Below are 13,299 nucleotides of genomic sequence, written 5' to 3'. Positions count from 1 at the left end.
TTTTAAATTGGTTGGAATACATATAGAGTTTTTCGAGTTCTATCAGTTATTGCTTGAACAATAACTTGATTTTTGGGCGATGGTACGTGAATGTTAAAATTCCATAGGTATAATAACAGTGCTAGTCAACGTGGTCACAGAGCTTAACATTAACATCATAATTCGTATTCCTGTGACTGCTATGATGCCTTAGATGAACTATATGGTTGACTGTGATGCATTGCTATTTACGTTTTCTATTTCATCGCTTTTGCTATCCTTATTCTATTTATTTTCTATGGTACTTATAATAAGCCATAACCTCTATATTTTCTCCAGTTTTATCCTCAACATAAGTGAGTATTACTCCTTCTTGACTTAATAATTCAGAGCATTGTAATCCTTCTATGGAATGTGCGAAAATAATCTTATTTCCACTAGTTATGCTAAAATCACCATCGTTAATATGTATTACACAGCTCTTTCCTATTATAGATTCACCATATTTATATGGGTCTCTAGTTGTTACATACCTTACCTCGAAGTCGTTAATTCTCATAAGCCTCGCTTCGTTTTCCTTTACTTCTTTTCGCTTTTTACTATTAAAAAACATCTCATCACCCTACCCTATGTTTAATTATATTATACAACAAAATTAAACTAGAATACTTACTAACTTTTTTAAGGCCGCATACTTACATCGGTATCTTCTAGCACTAGAGCTAATTTATATATAAAACATTTCGCATATTTTAACTAAATTGGGGTTATTATAATATATATAGATCTAGCAAATAAATATATATGTGAAAGGTAGTGTAATATATGGGGTTTTTACGCTGGTTAGGCGGAATAGTTGTATTCTTTTGGGCCTTAGGACTTATATTCAAAATTGGAGGAAGTATGATACATCTGTTGCTTGTAGTTGCTGCTATAGTTTTCATAGTAGATATGGTCTTTGGAAGAAAACGAATCTCCTAAAGTATTGTACTAAAAATAGACTAAGATTAGCCATTTTTTTTAAAATCATAGAAAGCACTAACTTATTGTAAATATATGAGTTTATTGATATAATGTTGGAACATATAGTTAATAAATTCATATGTGAAAGGTAGTGTTTTATATGGGATTTTTACGTTGGTTAGGCGGAATAGTTGTATTCTTTTGGGCTTTGGGTCTTATATTTAAAATTGGCGGCGGTATGATTAATACGTTACTTATAGTAGCTGCAATAGTTTTTATAGTAGATAGGATTTCAGGGAAAAAAATCAGGTAAGAAACTATTAAATTAAAGGACATAAATAAACACTAAAATAAAAAAAATGGAGTAAGCATATTTAAATGTAATCAAATATGCTTACTCCATTATATTTTTGCCTTTTTAGCTATTCCAGCATATAGATATTCTAGATGTTTCGTATCTACTTTTTCGCCTTTCAAAATATCTATTCTACTTTCAGCCATTTTTAGACCTTCCTTAGCTCCATCAAAGTCCTTTTGCTTTATGCAAGAACTTGCATATTCTAATAAATAATCAACTTTTATCACTAATTGTGCTAATTTTTCTTTATCCTCGTTTACTAATTTTATGAATAGAGAGTATATTTGTGGTGAAGCATTTGCCTTGGTATTATATAAAAGATTGTTGTTTGTACTATTTTTTTTTGCCATAATTAATCCCTCCCTGCATTTTGTCTATTGACTCAATCCTTTCGCTTGTCCTCAGTTCACACTTATTCTACAAGACCCGCTGACCGCAAATCAAGGAATTGTTAACTGCAAATAAATATATGTCTTATAAAGGTTCCTTTAGAAACAGTACATCTATCATCTATATTGAACCCAACGGAGGTTATTTGCTGCTCCATGTCATCAAATGTAATAATCACCATTTTATCAGCTATTCTACGAGCACTATCCATAATAGCTAACTGCTCACCTGTGGTAATTTGTGTAAATATTCCATATGGAAGATCAACTATGGCCACGTTATACTTATGTTTAATATCATTCATGTCACCAATAGTTATCACGTCTTCATATCCAAAATATCTAAGGTTTGTTTTGGCATTTTTACCTATAAAGGGATTTATCTCATACCCGCTAATGTTAATTCCCATTGAAATAGCTTCAATTAGTACAGTTCCGATTCCACAACAGGGGTCTACAACGCTTAAATCTAGATTATTACCTACTGCTATGTTAACTAGTGCTCTACAAACATTCACCTTTAGAGCATTAGAATATGAAAAAGGTTTTTTGTTATGAAATAACCAGTCTGACGTATTGCTTTCAATTTCACCAAACATCCATTTATTATCTATTTTTGTAATACCAAAGGTGATTTTAGGATTTTTCATTTCAGCTTCTCCAAGTATATTAAATCCCACTTCGAATTCAATACTACGTCCTTCATGAAAACCCATGATTTCATCAGCAGCATTGATATAAGCAACCTTATAATCTGTACTAGTAAGTTTGTCCATAACAATTTGATCAATAATTTGCTTCATTGTGTCTCCAGTATACATTATGGAAATGCATTTTTTTATAAAAGGACTTCTTGATGGCTCTACATAAATATCAGAAAATATGTGCTTTCCATCAAGAGGCTTATTAAAGAGGCACTTTGTTTCCATTTTGCATAGACTTTCTTCATCTTTAGAATAGTTTGTTGTGTATAAATACTTCATATCATTCTGTGGTAACTGAAACATTAAACAAAAACCTCCCTTTCTACAATATAAAAACCACCCTAATAAAGGTGGTACGTTATTTATAATTTTACTTGTAGTCTCAGTATATCACACTACTGTGAAATTGTTCAAACTTCAGTGGAAATTGCATAGCTATCCCAGCTTATATTATATTTATAGCTTTCAAAAATCCATCAACTTTTTTTTCATATTTATCTTTGTTCTTCCAATATGCTTCTGCATGACCGGCACCGGGAACAATATATATCTCTTTATAGCCCTTTTTTACAGAGTACATTTGTTTACACATATAAGTTGGTACATAATCATCCTCTTCACCATGAATAAACAATATTGGTATTTCTATTTTAGATAAAGTAGTTATAGGTGATACATCCTTAAAATCCCATCCAACTCTCATTTTACTGATTTTACTCGCTAATTTCACCAAAGGAAATTTTCTAATATTATAATCTTTTTCTAATCTATGTTTAAATAAATCTTGTGCATCAGAGTATCCACAGTCATCTATACAAAACTTAATTCGTGGGTCTATTGCAATATTTTGAAGAACTGTACCAGCCCCCATAGACTCGCCATGCAAACCTACCGTTATATCACTTCCTAATTTGTTATATAGCCAATCTGTACATTTTCTCAGATCAAACTTTTCATAATACCCAAAAGAAGTGTCCCCTCCTCCACTTAGGCCATGATTTCTATGATCATAAATAAAGACAGCAAAACCTCTTTTTAAAAAAATATCCATATATTTAACAGAACCATATAAACTCCAGGTTATTCCATGACACAAGATTATGATTTTTTTTGAATCTTTATTAGGAAAGAAAAATCCGTGAATTTTATAGCCATACTGAGAATCTATATATACTTCTTGTTTTTCCAAGTCATTTAATGTTTTTACTTCAATCTCCCCTTTTTCCACTTCATAATCATAAGTATAATTATACTTTGCAACCTTAGGATGTATAATTATACTAGAAAAATGCCACCCTATAATAAAAATAGCTATAATAATTAAAATTGATATAAAAAGTAATATTTTTAACATTTTAGCATCTCCTTGATAATGAATAAACTATTACAAGGTCCTTATATTTTAATATAAAGACCTTGTAAAAAAAACAATGTGTTATAATCCTATGCTTTTTTTCTGTTCCTTATAAACCATATTATGCTTGCAATTCCAGCTAAAATTAATATAGTATAAATCCAAAAGCTTAATGTCATAAATATATTTTCTTGTGCATCATAAATTACAATAGTACTTAATGCAGGAACTACTAATTTATCGCCTTTAAATTGTTTTATAGTTTTAACTCCTGCTTTTTCTCCATTCACTACAATATTCCAAGTGGCTTTTTTAGATAATTTAACTACTACATCTTTTTTATTTGCATTGAAGGCAACTACGATGTCAGACCATGTATCCATATTAGCATTGTGGGCTATGTCATATGCAACCACATTTTCAGGAACTATTAAAAATTTCAAATTTTGCTTAATCATGTCCGCCGTAGTCATTCTGAAGGCAGGATGTGCCTCTCTTAATTTTATTAAACCTTTGAAATAATTAACAGTGTCAATGTTTTTAGATTTTAATGCCCAATCAATTTTATTTACAGTATCATTGGACTTATAGGAGTTGTTATTTCCACCTTTTGTTCTTAAAAATTCCTGTCCCGCTTGGAAAAACGGGATTCCTTGTGAAGTAAGAATCATTGAATCTGCCATTTTGTGCATTTTTAATCTTGTTTCAGCAGTATCTTTTGGGTTAGTTAGAAGGAGTTTATCCCATAATGTGTTATTATCGTGGGATTCAACATAAGTAATAGATTGAACTGGGGCTATTTTCCCCCAAGTGGTTATATCACTTGAGTAATCTATTCCTCCCACTATTCCTTTTTTTATGTCTATCTCTTCATTAGCCTTTCCATTAACAAAACCCTTAGCTTTTGCATCGAATACACTACCTTTTATTCCATCTCTAATAGTATCGTTAAAAATTGATATTTGAGGCATTTTACTGGCATTTTTCTGCGTTGCACTTGTATCTTCTAAAAGAGTAGTTTCCATATTCCACCCCTCTCCAATAACAAGTATGGATGGATTTAAACTACTTAGGCTTTTTCTAACTTCATTCATTGTCTTTATATCAATAAGACCCATGAGATCAAATCTAAATCCATCTAAATTATATTCTTTTGCCCAATACATCACGGAATCAACAATAAACTTTCTTGCCATTGAATTCTCTGAAGCTATTGTATTTCCACAACCACTTTCATTTGAATCAGAACCATCTTCATTGTATCTAAAAAAATATCCTGGTACTAATTTATTGAAATTAGAATTAACACTACTGTACATATGATTATAAACCACGTCCATATTTACCCTCATTCCATTGTCATGAAGAGATTGTATTGCACGCTTCAATTCCTTAACTCTCGCATCTGGGTGATATGGATCAGTTGAATAACTTCCTTCAGGTGAATTGTAGTTTTTAGGATCGTACCCCCAGTTATATTGTATCTTACTTGAAGTTTCATCCACACTAGCATAATCAAATATTGGCATAAGTTCTACGTGTGTTACACCTAAATCCTTTAAATAATCAACACCTGTAGGCGTACCATCAGTCCCCTTTGTTCCTTTCTCTGTAAATGCTAGAAACTTACCCTTATTTAGCATGCCACTGTTTTTGTCTATAGAAAAATCTCTTACATGTAGTTCATATATAATTGCATCATTTAAATTTGTAAAATTAGGCTTTTCACTTGGCTTCCATACTACAGGATTTGATTCTGTTAAGTCGATTACAGCACCCTTATCTCCATTTGCAGCTACGGAACGAGCATAAGGATCTACAGCCTCGTTCCATACTCCACCAATGTTAACTTTATATGTATAAAATAAATTCTTTTGATCTCCATCTAAATCAAAAGTCCATGTTCCTTTTTCGCCTTTTTTCATAATTGTGTCAATACCAATCTTATCATTCCAATTTTTATATGCTACAAGCTTTACTTCTGTTGCAGTTGGTGCCCATACCCTAAAGCTTGTTTTATTTTTAGAATAAGTATTACCTAAATCATTTCCTTCATAATAAAACATTTTATCAAAACTAGCACTTTTCATTACATCCCCAAGCACTACTTCTTTTTCTGCAAAACCTACCTTAGATACTGTAAGTTTTTGTCCTAGGTTCACATTTTCACTTAGCTCTATTTTGGCAATTGTTGTAGTCCCATCAATTACTTCATCGCTTGTAACCTTTTTCACGGGTAAAATCTTGCCATCGCCCTTAACTATAATTCCTTCATCTCCGCTTGTGCTAAATGGGAATGCCAAATTAGTTTCTATGCTTATACTAGTCATTTCATCTAATTTTGCGCTAGTGAATTTAGCTGTTTTACCTAAAATAATTCCAGGCACCCCAGAAACCTGTGTAGCCTTTTTACCAGCTGCTTCAGCTGCAGAATAGTACACTTTAGAGTCGCCTCCTTTAAGCCAAACTTCCCCAACACCCTTATTGAATTTTTCAATAAATCTATCATCCGTAATGTCTTTTTTCCATTCGTCTGTGCGCACACTAAATCCTATTTTATTAAGGTCTCCATCAAACTCAGCTTCACAAACTTGACCAAATTCATCCTTGCCAGTAAAATCAAACACACTTCCATCTTTTTTATCAGGCCATAACCACATATTCCATTTTAAATTACTGCTTGGGGTTTTAGCATAATGAATAATTACCTTTGTTTTGCCACTTAGGGCAAACGTTTGCACGTTCGGCACGAACAAAAACAACTCTGTCATAACTAAAATTGTCGCAAGAAAAATGCTCAATATCTTACTTTTATTACTTCTTATCTTGAAATTCATAAATTTCCTCCTCTAAAAAAAACAAAATTATTGTATATTAATCCATCTTCTCTACCTAAGTATTTGTCTTAAAGTAGTCCACGTAAAGTATTCTACGTAAAATTAATAAAACCTCTCTTTATTTTAAATTATAGTGTAAATAAATTAATCATTTCACTCTTCATACTTTATTTTAAAAACCATATGATATATAATGTCGTTACTATTATATCATTTTTTACTAAAATGGGGGATTAATTTATGGATATGAACGAAAGGAAGAATCTTATACTGCAAGGTCCAATGTATAAAGTAATAATAACCTTGGCAGCACCAATAATGCTTAGTAATTTAATTCAGACTCTATACAGTTTAATTGATGGAATTTGGGTAAGTAAACTAGGTTCAATACAGTTTGCAGCAATATCTTTTGTATGGCCAGTTATGTTTCTATTCATTTCTATAGGAATTGGATTATTTATTGCAGGAACAGCAATTTTATCTCAATTTATTGGTGCATCAAAATACGATAAAGCCTCCAATTATGCGTCTCAGCTTATTGCAATTTCTGTTGTGTGCGCAATTTGCTTTTCCCTTGTAGGATATTTCTTAAGCCCAATTATAATTAATCTAATGGGCGCCAAAGGCGATTTAGCTTATTATAGCGAAATTTTTTTAAAAATTACATTTTTAGACATGCCATTTACATTTTTATTCTTTTGTTTTAATGCAATTATGAGTGCACAAGGGAATACTCTAACACCTACTATATTAAGTTCTATAAGTGTTATTATAAATGCTATATTAGACCCTATATTTATATTTAAATTTAATATGGGTATTGCAGGCGCTCCTGTAGCTACTATTATATCAAAAGTTCTTCTTGCAAGCGCTGGATTGTACATACTTCATAAATCCGCTTCAAAAATAAAACCCAACTTTAAAAATTTTACTTTTGATAAACACATATTAAAGAAACTATTTAAGATTGCCATACCATCCGCTATTGGACAAACTGGTTCTGCTCTTGGTTTTATAATACTTAATGGTTTTATTGTATCCTATGGCACCTCAACGCTTGCTGCCTTTGGTATGGTAAATAGAATTACATCACTTATTATGCAACCGGCAATGGGTATAGGTGCTTCATTAACAGCTATTGTAGGGCAAAATCTTGGCTCAGGTCAATTAGATCGCGTTAAAGAAGCCTTCACCAAGGCCTTAAAACTTACCATAAGCCTTTCAATTGTAGGATGTATTGTGTTGATTTGGCAAGACAAGCCAATTGTAAATTTTTTTATACGTTCTAAGGACGATAATGACGTTATAGCTCAGGCAATCATATATTTAATATACATTTCTTTTTCAATGCCATTAATGGGTATATTTAGTGTATTCCAAGGAATATTTCAAGGCTCTGGTCATACAAAATACTCCATGAATATGGAGATAAGTAGATTATGGTTTGTAAGACTTCCTATGATATTGCTTTTTAAATATTTTACATCGGTGGGTTCGACAGGCATATGGATTTCCATGAGCTCTAGTAATTTAATTATATGTCTATACGGATATTACCTATATAGAAAAGGTGGATGGCAGACAAGTCTAATTAGAAATAATGACTAAAAAATAAGAGCAGTAGTAACTTACATAAAGTCAGTTACTACTGCTCTTTTTAAATCTTTACTATTATTTATTGACCCCTAGAGTTACCCCTTATGGCTTTTTTTGCTGTTGGCAAAGGTGTTTTGTTATCTCCCTTAGATTCCTGATCATTTGAGGATTTATTGTTACTTGACGGAAAAGCTGGTTTATTCTTAGCCATTTTATCACTCCTTACTATTTAAACATTTTAACATTTAATACATTATATAATTTTCTAGGAATATATACAAGAAAATTATTATTCTGTAAATAAAAACCGCACACTCTATATGATGTACGGTTAACATTGCTTTTATTTAATTAACTTTGTCTTTCTGTAAATACCTTATTAATAATTGCTACCCCAGAATTGCCTATTATATTAGATATTTTTAAAGACATATTGCCATTCTTGTAAAGCCTTTCCTCATTTGCATCAATTAAAATATTTATTTTTTCTTTTAGTTTTTCATATGTAATTACACCATCTAAATAAAAATCTACTAAATCTCTTAAAGCTGTTGCTAAAGTTTTTGGGTCTTTATAAACTTTTCTCATAATGCACTCCTTACTTAGAATAGTTCCTACTCTAGATATATTATATCATACTATATAATATATCTCCAATCTCCGTCAAAGACTATATATATATCAATAAAATTACAATTATTTATAAGTTTTATTGATTTAGTCACTTGCCATGTAGGTAGTACCTAATATTTATTCATATTTTCTATTTCAATTTAATATATTATATATAAACCTACTAAATTAATATAGGAAGTTTCAGAAAACTATTATGTCTGTAATTCCTATGATTTTATGTTTGCAGTATCACTTTCAGCATTATTCCCACTAATTAAGTAACATATATTCAGTGAAAATAAGAATTTTATTCTTGACTCTTTTGCAGTTTTGTTATTCATTCTTGCAATAGTACTAATTATTGAAGCCTATAAAGTCTTAAGTTTAAAACGAAAAGTAAACGTGTAAGAATTTAATTTGGATAAAACACATGCCATTTATCAGGTGATGACAACTTAGCTTGAAAAAAGGAGTAGCAATAATTGCTACTCCTTTTAGTATTTAAATTCATCATAAAATTTTTAATATGGGGGTACAAAACAACTTACCTAGCACCAACATAGATAATTTATTATATAGTTAACATCTTTCGACCCTAATTAAACAAATCACTACCACTGATGATGTTTCGTTCGACCATAGAAGATATTTACACAACTATATATAACCTCTTGGCTATATAAACTCATTACAACACCCAATGTGATCTTCGCTTGACTTTATACGATAGGTTGGAACTATAATATAATAAATGTTTTACTATATCGACTATATTACGGCTTTTCCCAACCGTATAAAATCGCCCTCTGTTTCAATATAAATTAATATTTGAAATTTGTAATGAAACTTTGGCTGGTTTATATATTCATTGAATGAACATATAAGCATTGGCTCAGTTGTTTTGTACCCTACACTATTATGATAACCAATTTAATATTAAATATACTTGTTAATTTTTTCTAAATATTAATGAAAAATTTGATTTATTACCATTTACCAAGATGTTCCTCACAGCAACCTATAAGAGAATCTATAATAATGCACTCTCCGACATCTGTATCAATACTACCTGAAAAATGGCCAATCATTTGATGCACTTCTGATTTTAAAACAACAAGATTTGATTTTGCTATTCTTTCATAAAAAGGTACAAATGTAAGGTTTATTCTATTTGTAATAGATGTCTTAATAATCCATGATTTCATAAAATTTTTGCTATCATATTCAAATAGTACATCTTCACTGAGTTTTGTTATTTTACCATCAACAATAATGCAGTTTTCTGTCATGCCTGTCCCATCTGTCCACTTTCCACCTAGATTAAACCCTATTCGTTTATCTTTTATCATTCCTGAAGCATTAGCCCAGTTCCATCTAACACTATACGGCCATATACCTCTTCCAAAATCAAGGCAAGCAAATGTATTATCTGAATCAAAAGAATATACCTTTTCACCAATTTTCAGCATTCCGTCCACGGGAAGAGATTCATGTTTTGAGGTAAATTGAAATGAATTTTTACTAAATGGTACTACAACATTTAAAGTCTCATGCCCTTTAGGGTAAATTACATTAAAATTAGCCTCCATTAATTTGCCCATAAAATCATTACATTTTGCAACAATTTGAGTACCCTTTTCTTCCCCTATAAAATATAATTCTATTTTAGAATTTTTAAATGTTACAGTCTCTGATACTCTATTGGGCATTGAATATCCCCTACCCAAAGGAGTCATAATTGTTTTTTCAACAAACTCTTTTGTTTTAAAATCTAGAAAATATACAAATGCCATACCTAGATAGTCAATGTTAGATATAGTAACTGAGAAAAGGCATTCATTATTTGTTATAGACCAATAATTCCATTTCTTCTTTCGTAACCACGAGCCTTTAATATTGCAATTAAACACTGGATTTCTAGACCAACCAATGCTTTCCTCATTTATTTTTCCATCACAATCACACAGATCCACAGATTCATGAATCTCTTTTTCTTTATATAATCCTTTATTTATCACATCCCAGCACTCCTTTATTTACATAATTTCCCTTTTATACAAGTATAACACGACTTAGAAGTATTTAGTAGTTTATATTATCAAAAATAAGAGGTCAGATTTTTAGATATAATCTAAAAATCTGACCTCTTATTAGTTTGTAAAAACAAAAATTTTATTTTTATAAATTTAAGTGTAAAGCCACTACCCTTTAAGGTAGCTGGCAGTTGACTATTCTGCCATTTCTAATGCTATTTTCATCATACTAGTAAAAGATTCTTGTCTTTCTTCAGAAGTAGTTAATTCATGAGTTACTAAATTATCTGAAACTGTTAATAAACAAGCTGCTTTCTTACCCAATATATTTGCATTATGAAATAGTGCAAATGATTCCATTTCTACTGAAGAACAACCATGCTTTTCATAAATATCTTTGTAGTCCTCAAAATTTTCACGATAAAATACATCAGATGAATGGACTCTAAGTTTATGAACTTTAATTTCTAAATCATTTGCGATTTTCTCTAATTTATTATTTAAAGTAAGTGATGCAGCAATTGTATCATATTCATAGCCACTTTGAACTTTTGCGTATGTAGATTCACTCCAAGCATCAGTACAGAGGATTACATCATATAAATTTAAATCAGCGGTATAAGAACCACATGAACCAATGCGAATAATATTTTCTACCCCATAAAAATTAAATAATTCGTAAGAATAGATACCAATACTAGGCATCCCCATACCACTAGCCATTACAGAAATTCTACGTCCCTTGTATGTACCTGTGTATCCAAATATATTTCGTACATTATTAAACATTTCTACATTTTGTAAAAATGTTTCTGCAATAAATTTTGCACGCAATGGATCTCCTGGCATTAATACTGTTTTTGCTATAACCCCTTCTTCTTTTACTTCAATATGTGCTGTTGGTATCATATTGAACCCTCCTTATACTTATATTGATTTCATAAAATATAGTAAATTAAGTAATGTTATTAAAACATGATTTATTATATCAAAATTAATTACATAAAAAAATGACATATGTCACTTAATTTTTAATTATTAATATAATATGCTATGTTTTCTATTTCAATATATCACATATATTGTTTTTTTAATATTAAATAATAATTTTCTGCAGGTTTACATTTAAACTTAGTTTACATAATAATTAGTATGTAAACTAAGTTTAAATTAAAATTTTTATATCTAAGATTCAAAGCTAGTATGATATTTTGAACAAGTATAAAGACTATCATAGTAAAATAATTATTTTACCATGATAGTCTTTATATATGTACTACTCTATTAATTTTGTAAATTACAACTACTTATAATGATCTTTTGCTCAATAAATCTTTTATACCCTTAGTAGCATCCATTAGTGGAGCTATAGATTTATCATAATTCATGTTATTTATTACACTAGCTATAAATCCGGACATATCAACTTCACGAAACCATTTAGCTTCCTTAACTTCTTTGGGAATATAAGTTAAATTTGTTGAATATATTCTTTCAATTAAACCTTCTTCATAAAATTTATTGAATTTTTCAATACCTTCAGTAAACAATGCAAAAGTTGCAGTAACAAATATTCTTTTTGCTTTTCGTTTTTTAAGTTCCAATACTATATCAAAAATTGATTCACCAGATGCTATCATATCGTCAACTATTAACACATCCTGCCCTTCAACCTCTCTGCCCATATATTCATGCTGGACTATTGGATTTTTACCATTTACTACTTTTGAATGATCTCTCCTTTTATAAAATAGTCCAATATCAAGACCAATCACACTAGAGTAATAAACTGCTCTATCCATTGCACCGGTATCTGGACTTATTACCAGCACCTTTGCTTTATCAACTAATAGTTCAGGTTCTTCTTCTAAAATAGTTTTAACTATTTCATAAGTGGGATATAAATTATCAAAGGATATAAGTGGTATTGCATTCTGAACATTCGGATCATGAACATCAAAGGTTATAATATCATTAACCCCTAATCTTTCTAATTCTTGAAGTGCTATGGCACAATCAAGTGATTCTCTACGTTTTCTTCTATGTTGTCTACTTGCATAGAGTAATGGCATTATTACAGTTATTCTCCTTGCTTTTCCACCTAATGCAGATAAAACTCTTTTTATATCTTGAAAATGATCATCTGGACTTTTGTGGTTCTCAAAGCCATACATTGTGTAGGTACAATTATAGTTTCCTACATCGCATAATATGAATATATCTTTTCCTCTAACCGTATCCTCTATAATAATCTTCCCTTCACCATTTGAAAATCTAGTATCAGTCATATTTATAAGGAAAGATCCATCGCCACCCATGACTGGATTTATAGATCCATTCATATAATCATTGCGTTTTTTCATTAAAATTTCATTAATTCTATTCCCCAATTCTGAACTACTTTCTAATGCCATAATACCTAGACTACAATATGGAATACTAGGCAATTGTTTAAGACCCATAATAATACC

At 30.4% G+C, this 13,299-nt stretch carries 13 protein-coding genes; 3 read left to right on the top strand and 10 right to left on the bottom strand.

What is annotated here, in order from left to right:
• Window positions 1–268: 268 nt before the first annotated feature.
• A complete protein-coding gene (locus tag ACREVU_RS15075) occupies window positions 269–592 on the bottom strand; it encodes a hypothetical protein (RefSeq protein ID WP_431552430.1) in 324 nt (107 codons plus the stop codon).
• Window positions 593–804: 212 nt separating this feature from the next.
• Between ACREVU_RS15075 and ACREVU_RS15070 the strand changes: the two genes are divergently transcribed.
• Together ACREVU_RS15070 and ACREVU_RS15065 are read left to right on the top strand one after the other, a co-directional pair.
• Window positions 805–960: a lmo0937 family membrane protein gene (locus tag ACREVU_RS15070; RefSeq protein ID WP_431552429.1), complete on the top strand. Its 156-nt coding sequence runs from the start codon at window positions 805–807 to the stop codon at window positions 958–960.
• Between the two features lie 142 nt (window positions 961–1,102).
• Window positions 1,103–1,255 (top strand): lmo0937 family membrane protein, encoded by a 153-nt coding sequence (locus ACREVU_RS15065; protein WP_125001701.1) that lies wholly within the window; start codon window positions 1,103–1,105, stop codon window positions 1,253–1,255.
• A gap of 89 nt (window positions 1,256–1,344) precedes the next feature.
• On the opposite strand, the gene ACREVU_RS15060 is transcribed toward ACREVU_RS15065, so the two are convergent.
• From ACREVU_RS15060 to pulA, 4 genes are all read right to left on the bottom strand, one after another.
• Window positions 1,345–1,650 carry a hypothetical protein gene (locus ACREVU_RS15060; protein WP_431552428.1) on the bottom strand — a complete coding sequence of 102 codons (306 nt, stop codon included), beginning with the start codon at window positions 1,648–1,650 and terminating at the stop codon, window positions 1,345–1,347.
• 101 nt (window positions 1,651–1,751) lie between these two features.
• On the bottom strand, window positions 1,752–2,696 hold the full coding sequence (locus ACREVU_RS15055; protein ID WP_431552427.1) for a TRM11 family SAM-dependent methyltransferase: 945 nt from the start codon (window positions 2,694–2,696) through the stop codon (window positions 1,752–1,754).
• Window positions 2,697–2,838: 142 nt separating this feature from the next.
• The gene (locus tag ACREVU_RS15050; RefSeq protein WP_431552426.1) at window positions 2,839–3,747 is read right to left on the bottom strand and encodes an alpha/beta hydrolase; all 909 of its coding nucleotides are present in this window, start codon (window positions 3,745–3,747) and stop codon (window positions 2,839–2,841) included.
• Window positions 3,748–3,836: 89 nt separating this feature from the next.
• Window positions 3,837–6,584 carry a type I pullulanase gene (gene pulA, locus ACREVU_RS15045; protein ID WP_431552425.1) on the bottom strand — a complete coding sequence of 916 codons (2,748 nt, stop codon included), beginning with the start codon at window positions 6,582–6,584 and terminating at the stop codon, window positions 3,837–3,839.
• A gap of 240 nt (window positions 6,585–6,824) precedes the next feature.
• Here pulA and ACREVU_RS15040 point away from each other — a divergent pair, with 240 nt between their 5' ends.
• Window positions 6,825–8,192, top strand: coding sequence for an MATE family efflux transporter (locus ACREVU_RS15040; protein WP_431552424.1), 1,368 nt, complete (start codon window positions 6,825–6,827; stop codon window positions 8,190–8,192).
• A gap of 67 nt (window positions 8,193–8,259) precedes the next feature.
• On the opposite strand, the gene ACREVU_RS15035 is transcribed toward ACREVU_RS15040, so the two are convergent.
• The 5 genes from ACREVU_RS15035 to ACREVU_RS15015 all read right to left on the bottom strand — a co-directional run bounded on the left by ACREVU_RS15035 (window position 8,260) and on the right by ACREVU_RS15015 (window position 13,290).
• Entirely contained in the window at window positions 8,260–8,391 is a 132-nt protein-coding gene (locus ACREVU_RS15035) for a hypothetical protein (RefSeq protein WP_263628353.1), read from the bottom strand.
• A gap of 140 nt (window positions 8,392–8,531) precedes the next feature.
• Complete coding sequence (locus ACREVU_RS15030) at window positions 8,532–8,768, bottom strand: TIGR04540 family protein (RefSeq protein ID WP_431552423.1); 237 nt, start codon at window positions 8,766–8,768, stop codon at window positions 8,532–8,534.
• Between the two features lie 1,013 nt (window positions 8,769–9,781).
• Entirely contained in the window at window positions 9,782–10,813 is a 1,032-nt protein-coding gene (locus ACREVU_RS15025) for a DUF2804 domain-containing protein (RefSeq protein WP_431552422.1), read from the bottom strand.
• A gap of 210 nt (window positions 10,814–11,023) precedes the next feature.
• A complete protein-coding gene (deoD, locus tag ACREVU_RS15020) occupies window positions 11,024–11,737 on the bottom strand; it encodes a purine-nucleoside phosphorylase (RefSeq protein WP_431552421.1) in 714 nt (237 codons plus the stop codon).
• A 398-nt stretch (window positions 11,738–12,135) separates the two neighbouring features.
• Window positions 12,136–13,290 (bottom strand): ribose-phosphate pyrophosphokinase, encoded by a 1,155-nt coding sequence (locus ACREVU_RS15015; RefSeq protein ID WP_431552420.1) that lies wholly within the window; start codon window positions 13,288–13,290, stop codon window positions 12,136–12,138.
• Between the last annotated feature and the right edge of the window lie 9 nt (window positions 13,291–13,299).

This window comes from Clostridium sp., assembly GCF_050717535.1.
Classification (GTDB): Bacteria; Bacillota; Clostridia; order Clostridiales; family Clostridiaceae; genus Clostridium_AD.
Note: the sequence above shows the minus strand (reverse complement) of the source record. Positions and strands in the feature narration are given on the sequence as shown.